13 protein-coding genes are annotated in these 18,537 nt (G+C 64.0%); 11 read left to right on the top strand and 2 right to left on the bottom strand.

The features are described 5' to 3' along the window. The first annotated feature begins 8 nt into the window (after positions 1 to 8). Genes B015_RS0128530 through B015_RS0128520 form a run of 3 tightly spaced genes read left to right on the top strand, consistent with a single transcriptional unit; the run spans position 9 to position 4,055 of the window. Positions 9 to 1,409, top strand: coding sequence for an FAD-dependent oxidoreductase (locus B015_RS0128530; RefSeq protein ID WP_018431189.1), 1,401 nt, complete (start codon positions 9 to 11; stop codon positions 1,407 to 1,409). Further along, positions 1,402 to 2,643 carry an FAD/NAD(P)-binding oxidoreductase gene (locus tag B015_RS0128525; protein ID WP_026227849.1) on the top strand — a complete coding sequence of 414 codons (1,242 nt, stop codon included), beginning with the start codon at positions 1,402 to 1,404 and terminating at the stop codon, positions 2,641 to 2,643. Before B015_RS0128530 ends, B015_RS0128525 begins: the two co-directional genes overlap by 8 nt. Further along, positions 2,640 to 4,055 (top strand): FGGY family carbohydrate kinase, encoded by a 1,416-nt coding sequence (locus B015_RS0128520; RefSeq protein WP_018431187.1) that lies wholly within the window; start codon positions 2,640 to 2,642, stop codon positions 4,053 to 4,055. Before B015_RS0128525 ends, B015_RS0128520 begins: the two co-directional genes overlap by 4 nt. Before the next feature lie 252 nt (positions 4,056 to 4,307). On the opposite strand, the gene B015_RS0128515 is transcribed toward B015_RS0128520, so the two are convergent. Then, the gene (locus B015_RS0128515; protein ID WP_026227847.1) at positions 4,308 to 5,486 is read right to left on the bottom strand and encodes a M20 aminoacylase family protein; all 1,179 of its coding nucleotides are present in this window, start codon (positions 5,484 to 5,486) and stop codon (positions 4,308 to 4,310) included. 154 nt (positions 5,487 to 5,640) lie between these two features. On the opposite strand from B015_RS0128515, the gene B015_RS0128510 reads away from it, so the two are divergent. From B015_RS0128510 to B015_RS0128475, 8 genes are all read left to right on the top strand, one after another. Then, the gene (locus B015_RS0128510; protein ID WP_018431185.1) at positions 5,641 to 6,795 is read left to right on the top strand and encodes a M20 aminoacylase family protein; all 1,155 of its coding nucleotides are present in this window, start codon (positions 5,641 to 5,643) and stop codon (positions 6,793 to 6,795) included. 224 nt (positions 6,796 to 7,019) lie between these two features. After that, the gene (locus tag B015_RS0128505) at positions 7,020 to 7,757 is read left to right on the top strand and encodes an IclR family transcriptional regulator (RefSeq protein ID WP_018431184.1); all 738 of its coding nucleotides are present in this window, start codon (positions 7,020 to 7,022) and stop codon (positions 7,755 to 7,757) included. Between the two features lie 18 nt (positions 7,758 to 7,775). Further along, positions 7,776 to 11,627, top strand: coding sequence for a hydantoinase B/oxoprolinase family protein (locus tag B015_RS0128500; protein WP_018431183.1), 3,852 nt, complete (start codon positions 7,776 to 7,778; stop codon positions 11,625 to 11,627). A gap of 84 nt (positions 11,628 to 11,711) precedes the next feature. Then, on the top strand, positions 11,712 to 13,283 hold the full coding sequence (locus tag B015_RS0128495) for an ABC transporter substrate-binding protein (protein ID WP_018431182.1): 1,572 nt from the start codon (positions 11,712 to 11,714) through the stop codon (positions 13,281 to 13,283). A 57-nt stretch (positions 13,284 to 13,340) separates the two neighbouring features. Next, positions 13,341 to 14,348 (top strand): ABC transporter permease, encoded by a 1,008-nt coding sequence (locus B015_RS0128490; protein ID WP_018431181.1) that lies wholly within the window; start codon positions 13,341 to 13,343, stop codon positions 14,346 to 14,348. Continuing rightward, entirely contained in the window at positions 14,345 to 15,241 is an 897-nt protein-coding gene (locus tag B015_RS0128485) for an ABC transporter permease (protein ID WP_018431180.1), read from the top strand. Before B015_RS0128490 ends, B015_RS0128485 begins: the two co-directional genes overlap by 4 nt. 1 nt (position 15,242) lies before the next feature. After that, on the top strand, positions 15,243 to 16,280 hold the full coding sequence (locus B015_RS0128480; protein ID WP_018431179.1) for an ABC transporter ATP-binding protein: 1,038 nt from the start codon (positions 15,243 to 15,245) through the stop codon (positions 16,278 to 16,280). After that, on the top strand, positions 16,273 to 17,088 hold the full coding sequence (locus B015_RS0128475; RefSeq protein ID WP_018431178.1) for an ATP-binding cassette domain-containing protein: 816 nt from the start codon (positions 16,273 to 16,275) through the stop codon (positions 17,086 to 17,088). The genes B015_RS0128480 and B015_RS0128475 overlap by 8 nt, the downstream gene beginning before the upstream one ends. A gap of 369 nt (positions 17,089 to 17,457) precedes the next feature. On the opposite strand, the gene B015_RS0128465 is transcribed toward B015_RS0128475, so the two are convergent. Beyond that, a complete protein-coding gene (locus B015_RS0128465; protein ID WP_018431177.1) occupies positions 17,458 to 18,417 on the bottom strand; it encodes a LysR family transcriptional regulator in 960 nt (319 codons plus the stop codon). Positions 18,418 to 18,537: the final 120 nt, after the last annotated feature.

The raw sequence follows: 18,537 nt of genomic DNA, 5'->3' as shown, positions 1-18,537 counted from the left end.
AGAGTAAGATGATGACAAGCCAATCTGGCTTATTCGACGTTGCCGTCGTCGGTGGCGGCGTCGTTGGCTGCGCTGTCGCCAGGCGCTTCGCACTGGATGGCGCGCGCGTGCTGCTGCTCGAAAAGGCGCCGGACATCCTGGCGGGGGCCAGCAAGGCCAACAGCGCGCTGCTGCACACGGGCTTCGACGCACCGCCCGGCAGCGTCGAACTGGCCTGCATGCAGGCCGGTTACCGCGAGTACATGGACATTCGCGAGCGCCTGAACCTGCCCGTCCTCGAAACGGGCGCGATGGTTGTCGCCTGGTCCGAGCAGGATGCTGCAAGGCTCGGCGACATTGAGGCTCAGGCGAGAACCAATGGCGTCAACGACGTCCGGATGTTGGACAGATCGGAAGTCCTGACGCGTGAACCGCAACTCGCCAGTTCGACCTACGGTGCGCTGCTGGTCCCGGGCGAACACGTTATCGACCCCTGGTCGGCGCCGCTCGCCTATCTGACCCAGGCCGTGTCGAACGGAGCGACGGCCCAATTCAATGCCGAAGTGCGCGGCGGCGAACTGAGGGATGGATGCTGGTTCCTCGAGACCGCGCGCGGCACTTTCATGGCGCGGACGGTGGTCAATTGCGCCGGCCTTTTCGGTGACGTGCTCGAAAAGCGCCTGCTCGGAGCCTCGGACTTCACAATCATGCCTCGAAAGGGCCAGTTCGTCGTTTTTGACAAGGCAGCCGCGGCGCATATCCGCACCACCATCCTGCCCGTGCCCAATGAGCGCACGAAAGGTGTCGTGATCGCACGAACCATCTTCGGCAACGTCCTGATCGGCCCGACGGCCGAAGAGCAGCCTGATCGCACTCGCGCCAACGTCGATGAAACGACGTTGCGGATGCTTGTCGCCAAGGCAATCGAGATGATCCCGGCATTGGCGGACATTCCCGTCACCGCGATCTATGCCGGTCTGCGGCCCGCGACCGAGCGCAAGGAATATCGGATCACTGCGAGACCCGCGCAGCAATGGATCAGCGTTGGCGGTATCCGCTCGACTGGACTGACGGCTGCACTCGGCATTGCCAGACATGTCAGTCAGCTCCATGCCGAATTCGATCGGCAGCCCCTGGCGCCGCCTGCAGACCCGCGATGGCCATCTGTGCCAAACTTGGCCGAACATCTTCAGCGCGACTGGCAGGCCGAGAACCACGGCGAGATCGTCTGCCACTGCGAACTGGTCACGTGCCGGGAGATCGAAAACGCGCTCCAAGGTCCGTTGCCAGCCGGAGATGCAGGCGGGTTGAAGCGCCGCACGCGCGCCGGAATGGGGCGCTGCCAAGGATTTTACTGCCAGGCACGTGTCTCTGCACTCGCCGCCGGCAAGCTGGCCGAGCCATTGGCAGTGGAGACGCAGGATGACTGAGAGGGTGAGCGTCGCAATCGTTGGTGGAGGCCCAGCTGGCATTGCAGCCGCACTTGCCCTGCGCGCCCGGGGCATCACCGGGGTGACCGTATTGGAGCGCGAAGACTCCGCCGGTGGCGTGCCACGGCATTGCGGTCATCCGCCCTTCGGCATGCGGGAATTCGGACGCATCCTAGATGGACCTGCCTACGCCAGGCGGCTTTGCCGGTCAGCGACGGAAGCAGGGGTCGACATCAGGCTTGGTACATCGGTTACCGCCTTGCATCCCTCGGGCAGGCTGGTCGTCACCACACCGGCGGGTGTGGGCGAGCTGATCGCTGACCGCGTCGTTCTGGCCACGGGGGCGCGCGAAGCGCCGCGTTCCGCCAGGTTCGTGACCGGCGACCGACCGATTGGCGTCATCACCACCGGGACCCTGCAGCACAGCATCTATATCGAACGTCTGAAGCCGTTCCGTCGGCCGGCTATCGTCGGCACGGAACTGGTCAGCCTGTCGGCCGTGCTGACGTGCTGGAAGGCCGGCATCCGTCCGGTGGCGGTTGTCGAAGCGGGCGATCGCTCCACCGCACGGCGCCCGCTCGGCCTGTTTCCGAGATTGCTTGGTATTCCTATCCACTATGGTGCGTCGATCTCCGACATCAGGGGCGGCGGACGGGTCGAAGCTGTGGATCTTCAGCTTTCGGATGGAAGCACCCGTGAAGTTGCGTGCGACGGTGTGCTCCTGACCGGTCGTTTCGTACCTGAATCGGCGCTTGCACGCCTGAGCCATCTAAAGGTCGATGCTGGTTCCGGCGGTCCCGTCATCGATCAGTACGGGCGTTGCAGCGATCCAACCTATTTCGCGGCAGGCAATTTGCTGCGACCGATCGAGACCGCCGGCTGGTCGTTCCGGGAAGGCAAGCTGATCGGCAATTTTGTCGCCGACGATATCGAGGGAGCACTGCCGGTATCCGATCGCGCCATCGGGATCGAGTGCGGCTCAGGGCTCAAGCTTGCAGTGCCTCAGCGCATTGCGGTGCCGTCTGCACATGCTGGTCTCGGACATCTCCAGCTCCGCGTCAGTGCGGTCGGCAAGGGCACTCTACGAGCCGAGAGCGAGGGCAGGACTATTTGGCAGAGGCGCATGAGTGTGCTGCCCGAGCGCCGAATCCTGATACCTCTTGCAGACCTGCTTGCCGCCGGGACCACGGCGGGGGCAATTTCGATCAGCTTCGAAACGGATGGGACGGCATGATGCGGATCGCTGCGATCGACCAGGGAACCACTTCGACCCGCGTCCTCCTGGCCGACGGCAACGGGCTCCTGCGCGTTGCACATTCCGTTCGCCATGCCCAGCACTATCCAAATCCCGGCTGGGTAGAGCACGATCCGCTCGAACTGCTGCGCAACGTTGCCGCCTGTATCGAGGTTGCTGGAGAGGTCGATGCCCTTGGTATCGACAACCAGGGCGAAAGCTGCCTCGCATGGGACGCCATATCGGGCGAGCCGCTGTCGCCGGTCATCGTCTGGCAGGACAATAGAACCAAGGACGTGATCGAACAGATGCGCGCCGAAGGCGTCGAGGCGATGACGCTGGAGCGTGCGGGCCTGCCGCTCGATCCCTATTTCTCCGCTTCCAAGCTCGGATGGATCCTGCAGAACCTGCCTGCCGCCCGTGATGCGCATCGGGCCGGTCGGCTGCGCCTCGGCACCACCGATGCGTTCTTCCTCGATCGCCTCGCTGGCCGCTACGTCACCGATGCGACGACGGCATCGCGCACCTCGCTGATGAATCTCGAGACCTTGGACTGGGACGAGGAGCTTTGTCGGCTTTTCTGTGTGCCGCTTGAGACACTCCCAGCCATCGTGCCATCGGCGGGCCATGTGTTCGGCAGCGTCGGCAAGGTTCCGATCACCGCATCGGTGGTCGACCAGCAGGCTGCCCTCTACGGTCATGGCTGCCGGAAGGCAGGCGATGCCAAGATCACGTTCGGCACCGGCGCTTTCGCCCTGGCGGTGACCGGTGCGCAGATCGTGCGCAGTCCGGAGATCGGCCTGCTGCCCACCGTCGCCTGGCAGACGCCCAACGAGACCGTCTATGCCGTTGATGGTGGCGTCTATGATGCCGGATCGGCGGTCGAGTGGCTGGGCCGCATCGGATTGATGAAGAGCTACGAGGACCTGCAAGCCTTCGAAGGCCGTACTGCGCTAGATAGCGGGTTGGTATTTGTCCCGGCGCTTTCGGGGCTAGCCTGTCCTTACTGGGACCGAAGCGCTGCGGGAGTGTGGATAGGTATCACGGCCGATACGACGAGAGAGCAAATGCTTCAGTCGGCTCTGGAAGGTATTGCCTTGGCAACTGTCGAGGTGGTTGAGGCGATGGCGAGTCGGATTGCCATCACCAAAAGCCTATCCGTCGACGGCGGTCTCTCGCGAAGTGCCTATTTTGTAGAATTTCTCGCTGACAGCCTGGGTCGCGATATCAAAAATACGTCGTTCGACGAGCTGACCAGCTATGGTTGTGCCTCTCTCGCGACGATGGCACTCGGCGTTGACCTTCCGGCGGTTGGGCACGACAATGCCACCTCTGTTGCGCGGACAACAGATCGCGCACGCCGTCGGCATCTGTTCGATCAAGCTGTGAGGCGCTCTCGCAACTGGCGTTGAAGATTACCGCGCGTCCTTTCCGGATAACCCGACCCGCTTCATCAAGGATGCCCCCCGCCATACAGTGGTAGGGGATGGGGCCGCGAGACCCCCTCGCCAGTCGGAGCGCTTTGATTGGGACGATTGCCATCGGCCTAAAGTGAGGCAATGCCGGGCCAATGGCGAACACCTTGATCAGCTTCGTACGCATGCTGCTTGCTCTCACTCACGTGCGGGCCACAATGGACCGTACGCACGAGGATTGCCATGTCCTCAATGCGGGTCTGGGGACGACAGTCGTTCGCTGACGAGCGCCGTCCAGTAGCGAACGCCATGAAGAATGGCGTCGTCATTGAAGTCATAGGCTGGGTTGTGCAGTCCGGCGGAGTCACCGTTGCCGAGCCAGATGATGGCACCGGGGCGCTTTTCGAGCATGTAGGAGAAATCCTCCGCGCCCATCGTGCACTGGCAGTTGCCATTGACCTTATCCACGCCGGCGACGCCGGAGGCGACTGAGATCGCCGCCTTGGTCATCTCGGGGTCGTTGACGGTCACCGGGTAGCCGGGGCGCCAGTCGATCTCAGCCTGGGCCTCGAACAGGCGCGCAGTGTTGGCGACGATATCCCTGAAGCGCTGCTCGACGGCCTTGCGCGTCTGCGGATTGATAGTGCGGATCGTGCCGCCGACGATGGCCTGCTCCGGAATGACGTTGAGTGCCGCCGCGCTTCCGCCGGCGAGATAGGTGACCGAGACGACGACCGGGTCGAAGGGATCGACGTTGCGTGAGGCGATCGACTGCAGCGCCGTCACCAGATGCGCTGCCATCAGCACGGGATCACGCGATTCATGCGGCGAGGCGGCATGCGAGCCCTTGCCGTTCAGCGTGACCACGAAGCGGTCGGCGGCGGCCAGCATCGGACCCGGCTTGATCGCGAAGGAACCGACAGGCAGGCCGGGCTCGTTGTGCATGCCGAACACCTCCTCGATGCCGAAGCGTTCGAGCAGTCCTTCTTCGAGCATAACACGGCCGCCGGCGCCGCCCTCTTCGGCCGGCTGGAAGATCAGCACGGCCGTGCCGACAAAGTCCCGGGTCGAGGCAAGATGGCGCGCGGCACCCAAAAGCATGGCGGTATGGCCGTCATGGCCGCAGGCGTGCATCTTGCCGGGGTTCTTCGAAGCGTGAGCCAGGTTGGTCTGCTCGGCGATCGGCAGCGCGTCCATGTCGGCGCGCAGGCCGATGGTGCGGCCGGCGCCCAGCTTGCCCTTCACCACCGCGACGACACCCGTCTTGGCGATGCCGGTGACAACCTCATCGCAGCCGAAGGACTTCAGCTTGTCGGCGACGAAGGCCGATGTCTCGGGCAGATCGAACAGGAGTTCGGGATTCTGGTGCAGGTGGCGGCGCCACTGCCCGGCTTCTTCCGCAATTGTCTCGATCGTCTGTGCTGACATCTTTTCCTCTTTCAGGCAGCTGGGTCTGAAGCGCAGGCGCCCACTGGTCGGTTGACCCGCACCTGCCTTCACATCTTCGACGCCTAGGACGAAACGCTTGCCTTCACAAGACGCCAGTGCCACTGACAGGCCAAAGCCACGAAAGACGGTCGCCATGCCTGTGATTGAACAGATTGCCCAGTTCGCTCATGATCTCACCGAGATACGCCAGGATTTCCACCAGCATCCCGAGCTCGGTTTCGAGGAGCATCGTACATCCCAACGCGTGGCGGATCTGCTTGCCAGCTGGGGTGTCACCGTCGAGCGTGGCATTGGCGGCACCGGCCTTGTCGGCGTCATCGAGGGCAACAAGCCGGGGCGCAGCATCGGCTTGCGCGCAGACATGGACGCCCTGCCGATGGACGAGCTGACCAATCTGCCCTACGCCTCGAAGAACCCCGGGGTGTTCCATGGCTGCGGCCATGACGGGCATACCGCCATGCTTTTGGGTGCTGCGCGCTACCTCGCGGGAAACCGCGATTTCTCGGGCCGCGCCGTGCTGATCTTCCAGCCTGCGGAGGAAGGTCTCGGAGGTGCGCGCGCCATGCTGCGCGACGGCTTGTTCGACCGTTTCCCCTGCGACGAGCTCTATGGAATGCACAATTCGCCCTATCAGGGCCATTCCCAGCTGACGATCCGGCCGGGCAAGGCACAGGCCGGCGCCAGCTTCTTCGACATCACGATCCACGGCCGCGGCAGCCATGGAGCCATGCCCCAGGCCAGCCGCGATCCGATCACCATCGGCTCCGGCCTGATCAAGGAAATGCAGGAAATCGTCTCGCGCAACACCGATCCGACGCACCCCGCCGTCGTCTCGGTGACGCAGTTCCATGCCGGTTCCGCCTACAATGTCATTCCGGAAACAGCGGTCCTGCGCGGTACCTTCCGCTATTTCGACGACGCCGATGGCGTAATGATCGAAAGCCGCATCCGCAAGCTCTGCGCCGGCTTCGCGCTCGCCCACGAAATCGAGATCGTGGCCGATATCCGCAACATCTTCGACGTGCTGTCGAACGATCCGGAGCGGGTCGGCAACCTCATCGAGGTGGCTCAGGAGATCGTCGGCGACAAGGCACAGCCGAACGCGGAACTGACGATGGGATCGGAGGATATGGCCGATCTCCTGCGCGTGGTTCCAGGCGCTTTCTTCAATCTGGGGCATGGCGGAACCGTTCCGCTGCACAATTCCGGATTCATTTTCGACGACACGATCCTGCCCGTCGGCGCCAGCCTGCTGGCCCGGCTCGTCGAGGTGCGCGGCGCCGCCTGAGGGCGGCCGCGCCAATAAAATCAATTTCTTGATCTGACGACTTCGCTCGATCCCGGCGCCGCAGCCGGGATGGGCGGAGCTTTGCCTGTTCGATCCGCGATGCCGCTTGCCACCAGGCATCGGAAAGTCGGCTCATTTTTTAGCTTGACCGCATGAACGGACGAGAGCATTAGTCTCAAAAAATGGAACACGAGTTCCATTTAATGGAACGACTCGGAGGAGCAATGTCGGTCCTGAACAATGCCGCGGATGTGCTGAGGTGCTTCGGCAACGACTGTCCCGACCTTACGGTCTCGGACGTCGTGAGACTGCTGGGCATGCCGAAGGCCAACGCGTCACGCCTGTTGAAGGCGATGCGCGAGGCCAACATGCTGGAGACGATCGGCGACAGCCACCGGCACCGCCCGGGCCGCCTGATGCTCGATCTCGCCGCCGCCTACCGCCGTTCCTCGCTGCTGATCGGCCGCGCCAGCGATGTGGTCGCCGAAGCCAGCGCCACTTTTGGCCATACCGGGTACATCTCCGTGCGCGACGGCAAGGAAGTGACCGCTGTGGCCGACTTCCAGGGCACAAATGCACTTCGCGTCGTCAGCAACATCGGCCGACGCCTGCCCGCCCATCTCAGCTCGACGGGCCGGTCGCTCCTGGCGCGGCTCAACGATGACGAGGTGCATGCGCTCTACGCTGGACACGTCGCGCTTGCGGACCTGCCCGAGCAGCTCTCAAAAGTACGGCACCAGGGCTTCGCCTATTCGAGCCAGGAAGCCACCCCCGGGGTCGACGCGATCGCGATTTCGGTCGCCGACCCACGCACCGACGAAGCCGTCAGCCTCTGCATCGTCTACCCACACGCACTCGTCGACACCAAAGGCCGCGACGAGATGATCGCCGCCCTCGCCAAGGGGGCCGCCCGCATAGCCGAGGAGCTGGGCGACAGCGCTTTCGTCGCCCCTCGGATTTGAAGAAAAGGACATCATGTAATGAGTGATCTGCCCAACCGCTGGCGCGTGGGGTTCGACATTGGTGGAACCTTCACCGACTTCGTGCTCTATGACAGCCAGAACCACTCGGTCACGCTGCACAAGCGCCTGACGACGCCGCACGATCCGTCCCAGGCAGCGCTGGTCGGCCTACAGGAATTGCTTGATCTCCAGAGCATCAAGCACAGCGACGTCGGCGAGATCGTCCACGGCACGACCCTGGTCACCAATGCCGTCATTGAGCGCAAGGGTGCGCCGGTCGGCATGATCACGACGCGCGGCTTCCGCGACCTGCTCGAAATGGGCACCGAGCAGCGCTACGACATCTACGACCTGTTCGTCTCCTTCCCCGACCCAATGGTCAGCCGCGACATGCGCTTCGAGGTCGACGAGCGCATGAAGGCCTCGGGTGAGGCGGAAACGGCGCTCGACGAAGCACAGGTCTTGCAGGCCGCCAAGGCGCTCGTCGCACAAGGCTGCGAGGCGGTGGCCATCGCCTTCATGCATTCCTACGCCAATCCGGCGCATGAGCGCCGCGCCGCCGACATCATCCGCGCCGCGTTCCCGGATCTGTCGATCTCGATCTCAAGCGAGGTCGTGGCCGAGATGGGCGAATACCAGCGCATGGTCACCACCTGCGCCAACGCCTTCGTGCAGCCCTTGATGCACCGCTACCTGACCAAGCTCGAGAAGTCGCTGCGTGGTGCAGGCTTTGCGGGCGCGCTCAGGCTGATGCATTCCGCCGGCGGCCTGATGTCGCTGGAAACCGCACGCGACTTCCCGATCCGGCTGCTGGAAAGCGGCCCGGCCGGCGGCGGCCTCGCCACCGCACTGTTCGGCAAGGCGGCCGGCCTGTCCGACGTCATTTCCTTCGACATGGGCGGCACCACCGCAAAGGCTTGCATGATCGAGGACGGCCGCGCCGAGATCTCGCCGATGATGGAAGCCGCGCGCGTCCACCGCTTCGTCAAGGGCTCCGGCCTGCCGATCAAGGCGCCTGTCATCGAGATGATCGAGATCGGCGCCGGCGGCGGCTCAATCGCCGCCATCGACGACGTTGGCCTGCTGAAGGTCGGCCCGCATTCCGCCAGCTCCGACCCGGGCCCTGCCTGCTACGGCATGGGCGGCAAGCAGCCGACGGTTACCGACGCCAACCTCACGCTTGGCTATTACGATCCCAACTTCTTCCTCGGCGGTCGCATGAAGCTCGACCTAGAGGCAGCCCGCGCCGCCATCGCCCGCGTCGCCGAGCCGCTGAACCTGACGATCGAAGAAGCCGCACTCGGCATCCACAAGGTGGTCGTCGAGAGCATGGCCTCGGCCGCGCGGGTGCACCTTGTCGAGCGTGGCAAGGATCCGCGCGAATACTCCATGGTCGGTTTCGGCGGCGCCGGCCCGGCCCATGCGGTCGACGTCGCGCGTGCGATGGGCATCAGCTCCGTGCTGATCCCGCCGGCATCGGGTGCTGCATCGGCGCTCGGCTTCCTCGCGGCTCCCTTGTCCTTCGAGGGCGTGCGGTCGCTGCGCGTCGAGTTGAAGACCGGTTTTGATACGGACGCCGTCAATGGCGTGCTGACCGCCCTAGAAGACGAGGGACGCCACCAGCTGACCCGCTCCGGCATCGCAGCAGGCGACATCGTTGTCGAGCGCAGCGCCGACATGCGCCTCGTCGGCCAGATGCACGACATCAGCGTGCAGCTGCCCACGACCACGCTCGGCGAAGCCGATCTGCCGGCCATTCGCGAAGCCTTCGTTCGCGCTTATTCGGCCCGCTATGCCGAACCTTTCGAGGGCGCGCGCTTCGAATCCGTCAACTTCCGCGTCCGCGTCGCTGGCTCGACGCCGCAGCTTTCGCTCACCGGCGCCACCGGCGGCGGCGATACCGCAGCCCGGATTAAGGGCCACCGCATCTGCTGGTTCGACGAGGGCAAGTTCGAGACGGCCGTCTACGACCGTTATGCGCTGCGCAGCGGCGACACCATCGCCGGTCCCGCGATCATCGAGGAACGTGAGTCCACCACCGTCGTCGGCCCGTCCGACAGCGTCACCATCGACGCCGGCCAGAACCTTTGCGTGCAGGTCGGCGCGCTCAAGGCCGCGGAAGCTTTCGTCACTGACGAGATGACCCGTGCCGAGGCCGTTGCCCGCATCAAGGGCGACCCGATCGGTCTCGAGATCATGTGGTCGCGCCTCGTCAACGTTGTCGAGGAAATGTGGCTGACCGTCTGCCGCACCGCCTTCTCGCTCGTCATCGCCGAGGCACAGGACTTCGCCTGCGAGTTGCTCGACAAGGACGGTGAGACCCTGGCCCACAGTCCGCGCGCCATGCCGGTGTTCAACCTGACCCTGCCCCGCGCGGTCAAGGCGCTGCTGACCCGCTACCCGGCGGAGACGCTGAAGCCGGGCGACGTGCTGATCACCAACGATCCGTGGCTGTGCGCCGGGCATCTGTTCGACATCGCCATCGTGACGCCGGCCTTCCGCAATGGCAAGCTCGTCGGCCTGATGGGCACCGTCGGCCACGTCTCGGACATCGGCGGCACCAAGGACTCGCTGCATGCCCGCGAGATCTACGAAGAAGGCCTGCAGATCCCGCCGATGAAGATCTTCGAGGAAGGTCGCCCCAATGAGACGCTGATCCAGCTCATCCGCCAGAACGTCCGCAACGGCGAACAGGTGCTGGGCGACATCTTCTCCTTCGTCGCGGCCAACAAGCTCGGTGCGGAACGTCTCGACGCCTTCATGCACGACTATGGCATGCATGATCTCGGCGCCCTTGCCGAAGTGGTGCAGGGCCTGTCAGAAAAGGCCATGCGCGACGCGATCCGGGCTTTGCCCGATGGCGAGTACCGCTCGGTCATCACCAACAACCCGCTCGGTGAGACCATCACCTACCCGGTCCTGGTCAAGGTCGAAGGCGACAGCATCACGGTCGATTTCGACGGCGCCCCGCCGCAGTTGCCGCAGGGTGGCCTTAACTCTACATTGAATTACACTGCAGCGCATGCAACCTATCCGCTGAAGTGTATGCTGACACCGGCGGTGCGCGGCAATGCCGGCTGCTACCGCCCGTTCACCGTGACCGCGCCCGAAGGTTCGATCCTGAACCCGACCTATCCGGCAGCCGTGAACCTGCGTACCCGCACCGGCTGGTATCTCGCGCCGAATATCTTCGCCGCACTCGCCTCGGCCTCGCCCGACATGGTGCAATCATTCACCGGGCTTGCCGTAGCCGCAAACATCTACGGCAAGACCACTGACGGGCAGTTCTATTCGGACATGCTCTTCTGCGGCGGCGGCCAAGGCGGCTCCGAGCGCGGCGACGGCCACTCCTCGCTGCTGTGGCCGACCTCAGCTGCCAACACGTCCATCGAACTGATGGAAAGCCGCGTGCCCGTGCTGGTGCTGGAGAAGGCGTTCCGCGCCGACAGCGGCGGTGCCGGCAAGATGCGCGGCGGCCTCGGCCAGGTCGTGCGCTTCCGCAAGCGGGACGAGGACGGTCTGGAGATGCTCGTCTCCGTCTATCCAGAAGGCGTCGACAACCCGATCGACGGCCTGTTCGGCGGCCGGGCCGGCGGCGGCGCCCGCGGTAGGGTGCTCTCCACCGACGGCCGCGTGCTGCGCGATTGCGGCACCGGCGAGCTGGTGTCGCTGCACCGGACCGACCAGGTGGTCGAGCTCGTGCTCGCCGGCGGCTCCGGCTACGGCAACTCCGCCGAGCGTTCTCCGGCAGCAATCTCCCGCGACCTCGCTCTTGGTTTCGTCACGCCCGACCACGTCGCGCTCAACTACCGCCACGAACCGGGAACCTCTGGCACCGTGGCGCCGCAGGAGAACGTGGCCTGGGCCTGACCGCCCCATCGAGATCCGGCGGCGCCCGGCCGACTGGCGCCGCCCATTTGCAATGATGACCAGACATTCGACAGGAGCAATGCAATGACCTCTGACCAGTTCAACATCTCGCGGCGCGGCCTGCTGGCGCTCGCCGGCGTGGGTCTCGCCACCACGGTTTTCCCGCGCCAACTTTTCGCCCAGTCAGGCGGCGTCCTGATCATCGCGGCCGGCCAGGACATTCCCAATTTCGACCCGCACACCGCGACGGGCTATTCCGCCTCGTTCTTCATGCGCAACGTCTATGATCCGCTGGTGCGCATCTCAGGCAATCCGCCGGTGCCCGCGCCCGGTATCGCCGAGAGCTGGACGGTCAGCCCCGACGGCACTGAATTCACCTTCGTGCTGAACAAGGCTGCCAAGTTCCACTCCGGCAACGCCGTTACCGCTGACGATGTGGTCTACTCCTTCGCCCGCGCGCTGAAGCTCGCAAAGGGCAACTCCTGGATGATCCGCGACATCGTCACGGCCGATGGCGTTACCGCCGTTGACGCCGGCACGGTCAAGTTCAAGCTCACTGCCCCCTTCGCGCCGTTCCTGCAGGTGCTGCCGTGGATCTTCATCGTCGAGAAGGCGGTGGTCGAGGCCAATCTCGGTAGTGATTCAGGCGAAACCTACCTGATGACAAACACTGCAGGTTCCGGTCCGTTTACTGTCGCCCGCTTCGAGGTCGGCACGCTCTACCAGCTGGCGCGCGCGCCGGAAGCATGGCAGGCCGGAGGCGGCAATCTCGAGGGCGTGATCTGGCAGATCGTGCGCGAGACTGCGACCCAGCGCCTTATGATCCAGCGCGGCGAAGCCCATATAGCCACTGACCTCACTAGCGAGGACATGGACGCCCTGAAGGGAGCGTCGGGCGTTGTCAGCGTCATCGAGCCGGAATATCGCACCTTCTCGATCAAGATGAACACGCAGCACGGTCCGTGCACCGACATCAACCTGCGCAAGGCGATCTCCTACGCCACGAACTACCAGGCGATTCTCGATGCGGCAGGCTATGCAGACTTGATGAACGGCCCGCTGCCGAAGGGCATCCTTGGCTTCGATGCCAATCTCGTTGCCTACCGAACCGACATGGCCAAGGCCAAGGAATATATGGCGAAGTCGGCCAAGCCGGAAGGCGGCTTCAAGCTCAAGATGTACCATGTCTCGGGTCTCGAGCAGCAGCGCCGCTGGGCACTGATCATGCTCGACAGCCTCAAGCAGCTGAACATCGAGCTCGAGATCGTGCCGATGAACTGGCCCGACATGGTGACCGCCTGCAAATCGCCCGAAACCTTCCCGGACCTGTTCCCGGTCTACCAGACCGCGAATTATGGCGACCCGGACAACATCGCCTATGCCGCCTACCACTCGTCGCGCAACGGCGCCTGGCAGAACGCGGTTTACAAAAACCCGGAAGTCGACGCTCTCATCGAGGCCGGCCGTAAGGAAATCGACCAGGCCAAGCGTGTCACCATCTATGGAGAATTCCAGAAGAAGGTCGTCGAGGACGCCCCCGACGTCTTCGGCGTGCTTGAGCGTCGCAAGCTGGCCATGCGCGACACCGTGAAGGACTACCACTTCACGCCGGTCGCCTCCAACGCGATCGAAGCCTGGGGCCTGTCGCTCAGCTAGGTCAAATGTTTGGCGGGTCTCCGGGCCCGCCAAATCTCCAACGGGAGGATATGGGCAATGCTGCGTTTCATTCTGCGTCGGCTCCTGCTGCTCGTGCCAGTCATTGTCGGGCTGACGATCATCATGTTCGCCATCGCCCGTCTTTTGCCGGGCGATCCGGTAGCGCTCGCAGCAGGTCCCAATGCCACGAAAGCCGAGATCTCGGCACTCGCCGTCGAATACGGCCTGGATAAGCCGATCTGGGTGCAATACGGCACCTATGTCTCCGGACTGGTCCATGGCGACCTCGGTACGTCGCTGCTGACGCGCCGCCCCGTCGCCGCCGATATCAAGGCCTACCTCCCTGCAACTCTCGAACTCGTCTTCGCGGCGATGTTCATCGCCGTTGTCGTAGGCATCCCGCTCGGCCTCGTCACCGCCATCTGGCGCAACCGCTGGCCCGACTACCTAGCCCAGGTGGCGGCCATCGGCGCGATTTCCATGCCGCGCTTCTTCCTCGGCCTGCTGCTGCAGCTCTGTTTTGCGATGTGGTTGATGTGGCTGCCGTTGGGCGGCCGCCTGCCGATCATCGTCATCCCGCCGCGCTTCGTCACCGGCTTCCTGACCATCGATTCCTTGATCGCCGGCAACTGGAACGCGTTCTTCATGTCGCTGCGCCATCTCGCTCTTCCGGCGATCGCCATGTCGTTGTCGCCGCTTGCCACCATCATGCGCATGATGCGCGCCTCGACGATCGAGGTGATGCAGCAGGATTATGTGATGACGGCGCGCGCCCTTGGCCTGCCCCATCGCAAGATCATCACCAAATACGTTGCCCGCAACGCCGTCTCGGCCACGCTGACCGTGATCGGTCTCTATTTCGGCTGGCTGCTCGGCGGCACGGTGCTGGTCGAGACCGTGTTCGATTGGCCGGGCCTCGGCCTCTACGCCACCAAGGCCATCGTCTCGCAGGACATGATGCCGGTGATCGGCGTCGCCCTGGTCATTGGCCTGCTTTTCGTCTTCGCCAACCTGATCATCGACCTGCTTTACGGCGTCATCAACCCCAAGGTCCGCTATTCATGACCACGATCGAGCCCAACACCGCGGACGATCTCGCCACGCCCCGCCGTGACCGGCTGCGCCGGGCCTTCTTCCGCTTTTCGCAGAGCAGGCTGTCGATGCTGGGTGCGGCTATCGTCGCCGTGGTGATCTTCTTCACCGCCTTTGGCACCGTGCTCGCCCCGTATCCCGAGCACGTGGCCGGCGGCGTCGATACCGCCTCTCGCTTCATGCCGCCATCGGCGGCTCACCCCTTCGGCACCAACGAACTCGGCCAGGACGTGCTGTCGCTTGTCATGGCCGGCACCACGGTATCGGTGCTCGCGGGCTTCGGCGTCGTGCTCATCGGCTCGGTGATCGGCACGCTGGTCGGCGCCATCGCCGGTTTTGCCAAGGGCTGGGTCGACGAGGTGCTGATGCGCCTGACCGACCTGACGCTGACCATTCCCGGCCTGATCCTCGCCATGGCGATCGCCGCAGCCCTCGGCTCGGGTTTCGGCAACATGGTAATCGCCATTGCCCTGTCATGGTGGCCTGGCTATGCGAGGCTGGTGCGCGGCGAGGTGCTCGCTGCGCGCGAGGAAGTCTATGTCACGGCCGCCCGCGCGCTCGGCGCCACGCCCAAGCGCATCCTGTTCCGCCACATTCTGCCCAACGTCGTCTCGCCGATCATCGTCAAGATGTCGCTCGACATGGGCTTCGCCATCCTGACCGTCGCCGGCCTCGGCTTCATCGGCATCGGCGTCCGTCCGCCGACGCCGGAATGGGGCACGCTGCTGTCTGTCTCGCGCTCCTACATGCCCGATTACTGGTGGACAGCGATGGCGCCCGGCATGGCGATGTTCCTGGCCGTGTTCGGCTTCAACCTGCTCGGCGATGGCCTGCGCGACGTCCTCGACCCGAAGGCGAGGCGCTGAGATGACCCAGCCTCTCCTTTCGATCCGCGACCTGCACCTCAGGATGTCCAGCTTCGACGGGCGGGCGCACGTGCTGAACGGCATAAACCTCACCGTGAACCGTGGCGAGATCTGGGGTCTCGTCGGTGAGAGCGGCTGCGGCAAGTCGCTGACTGGGCTGTCGGTCTCGCGTCTGCAGCCGACGCCTCCGGCGCACTACACCGCCGGCGAGATCCTGCTCGAGGGCCAGGACCTGCTCAAGCTCAGTGCGTCCGAGATGCAGCGCCTGCGCGGCAAGCGCATCGGCATGATCTTCCAGGACCCGACGACGAACCTCAACCCGGCCTTCCGCATCGGCGAGCAGCTCGTCGACGTAGCGCTGGCGGCGGCCGAGCGCGATCCTGACGTGATTGGCTGTTCGCCCAATGCCGGCCGGCGCGAACGCCGCCAGGCCGCGCGTAAACTGGCCGGCGAGATGCTGGCCCGCGTCGGCATCCCCAACGCACTGGCTCGTCTCGACGACTATCCGCACCAGTTTTCCGGCGGCATGCGCCAACGCGTGCTGATCGCCATGGCGCTGATTGGCCGCCCCGACCTGCTGATCGCCGACGAGCCGACAACGGCGCTCGACGTCTCGGTCCAGGCGCAGATTCTCGAGCTCATCAAGAACAGCGTCAAAGATTTCGACATGGGTGTCGTGCTGATCACCCACAATCTCGGCGTGGTCGCCCAGACATGCAGCCATGTCGCGGTCATGTATGCCGGCAACATTGTCGAAAGCGGGCCGGTCGCAGCTGTCATCGGCAATCCTGTCCATCCCTACACACGCGCCTTGATGTCGGCGATCCCGACACGCGAGACCAAGCGCGGCGAGCTTCGCGGACTGGCGGGCGCGGTGCCCAACCTGATCACGCCGCCGCCGGGCTGCCGTTTTGCGCCGCGCTGCCAGTTCGCCCAACCTGCCTGCACCGCAGCGACGCCGCCGGCCATATCGGTCGGAAACGATCATTTGGCAGCCTGCATCCGCGTGGCCGAGATGGAGACGCTTGTCCATGGCTGACATCATGCTTGAGATCGACAACGTCTCGAAGATCTATCCCGGCCGTCGGGGCATCTTCGGCTCGTCGGCAGAGGTCCATGCGCTGAAGAACGTGTCGCTCAGCGTTCGCAAGGGCGAGAGCTTCGGCCTCGTCGGCGAGAGCGGCTCAGGCAAGACGACGCTGACCCGCTCCATCCTGCATCTTGAAACCCCGACCTCAGGCAGCATCCGTGTGCAGGGCCAGGATCTGGGCAAGCTTTCCGACACCGAACTGCGTCGCCTGCGCTCCCGTGTCCAGATCGTCTTCCAGGACCCCTACGCCTCGCTCAACCCTCGCATGTCGGTCTACGACATCATCACTGAACCTCTCGTCATCCACCACGAGACGCTCGGGCTGAGCAACCGGCAGCGCAGCGACCGCGCCGCCGAACTTCTGTCGCTCGTCGGGATGGGCCCACAGCACCTGCACCGCTACCCGCACGAATTCTCCGGCGGCCAACGCCAGCGTATCTGCATCGCCCGCGCCCTTGCTTCAGGCCCTGAATTGTTGCTCCTTGACGAGCCCACCTCGGCGCTCGATGTCTCGGTGCAGGCGCAGGTGCTCAACCTCCTGTGCGACCTGCAGGATCGGCTCGGCCTGACCTACTTCTTCATCAGCCACGACCTCGCCGTCGTCCGCTACCTCTGCGACCGCGTGGCGCTGATCAACCGCGGCGAAATCGTCGAACAAGGCGATTGCGCCCACATCTTCGACGCCCCGAAAAGCGACTATGCCCGCATGCTGATCGGCGCGATGCCGGAGGTGAAGGTACCAGCCGAGCCCATCTAGACCAGCCAATGCCGATTTGACCGACTCGGCCACCAATGAATGGAAACCTTGGCGCCAACCTTGATTTCAGCTGGGATGGCTACGTTTGGGGTGCCGATAGCGTAGGCATGAGCCGTATGAGGCCCCATCTCTCAATGGATATCGAGAAGGCGTTGGTGTTCCGCTTCGGACTGCATTGTCGCACCGGATGAAACCGACACTGGCGGCGATTTGAAGCCGACTGGAGAGATCGTTCCGGGTTGTGAGATCGATGTTCACGTCCCTATTCTCGGCCGGAGATGCTGCACTTCAGGCAGTTTCGGATTAACATTGTGCTCCGGTTGCTACGCCAAGCTGCATGGAACACCTGAAGGCCTAAACTAGAAAGATTCAGCGGTCGCGATTTTGCGTATCGACCTTGCTTGTCGTCGGCATTGCCACCGACGGCAGAAGTGCACGCACTTCCGCAAACTTCGCCTTGATATGCTGGACTGTGACCGCCACCTCCGGCGCCAGTTTTCGATCGGCATTCACATAGAGTGACAGGCTGCTGGTAACGTAGCCTGGAATGTCCAGCGGGACGAAGATCAATTCGCCCGATGCCAGTTCCTTGGCAACGCCGACGGATGCGAAAAACCCGACGCCCAGGCCGCGTCTCGCCGCTTCGCGCGCGAGCGGCCAGGACGAGGAGACGATGCGGGGCTGGTACTCGGCGCCCGTCTCCTGGAATTCGACGTCCGAGTGTCTCTGGATCCACATGTCCTGGACCATCAGCACGGGATGCTCGGCGCATTGCGTGAGCGTGAGCGTCTTTTCCCGGGCAAGGGGATGATTTGGCGTCACCACCACCCCGACCCGCACGTCGAGCTGGTCGAGCAGCTCGAACTGCCTGTACCGCCTGTCCAACGGCAGGAGTGCGATGTCGGGATGGCCGAGCTGCATCTGTTCGGCTTTGTTGACCACATTGGCATCGGTGACATTGAAGCGAACGCGCGGATGCTCCTCGACGAGGGTCTCGATCGCGCCCAGAAGCACGCTGATGATCAACGGAGGCGTGGCCAGCACACGAACCTCGCCGGCAATCTGGCCCGTAAGTGCGGTCAATTCGCCTGCCGTGTTGCGCCAGTCAGACAACGTGCGTCTGGTGTGTCTCAAAAACACGTGGCCAGCGGCGGTCAGACGCATTCCAGTGGGCAGGCGCTCGAACAGCTTGCAGCCGAGCTCGGCCTCGAGATTGAGGATCTGACGTGTGATGGCAGACGGTGCCACGTGCAGGACCTCGGAGGCGACCCGGATCGAACCGTTTTCGGCAACTTGCTCGAAATAGCGCAATACGGCTGCGTGCATCATATCCTCGCAACGGTCTGGGCGGATCAGAAACTCGCTGAAATCGAGGGTAGGAGGGCGTTGCCGACTTGGCAACGGGGGGCTCGAATATTTGAACTTTTTGCGATGCCCTTATTCGACTAG

Origin of the sequence: Hoeflea sp. 108 (genome assembly GCF_000372965.1) — a bacterium.
Classification (GTDB): Bacteria; Pseudomonadota; Alphaproteobacteria; order Rhizobiales; family Rhizobiaceae; genus Aminobacter.
Note: the sequence above shows the minus strand (reverse complement) of the source record. Positions and strands in the feature narration are given on the sequence as shown.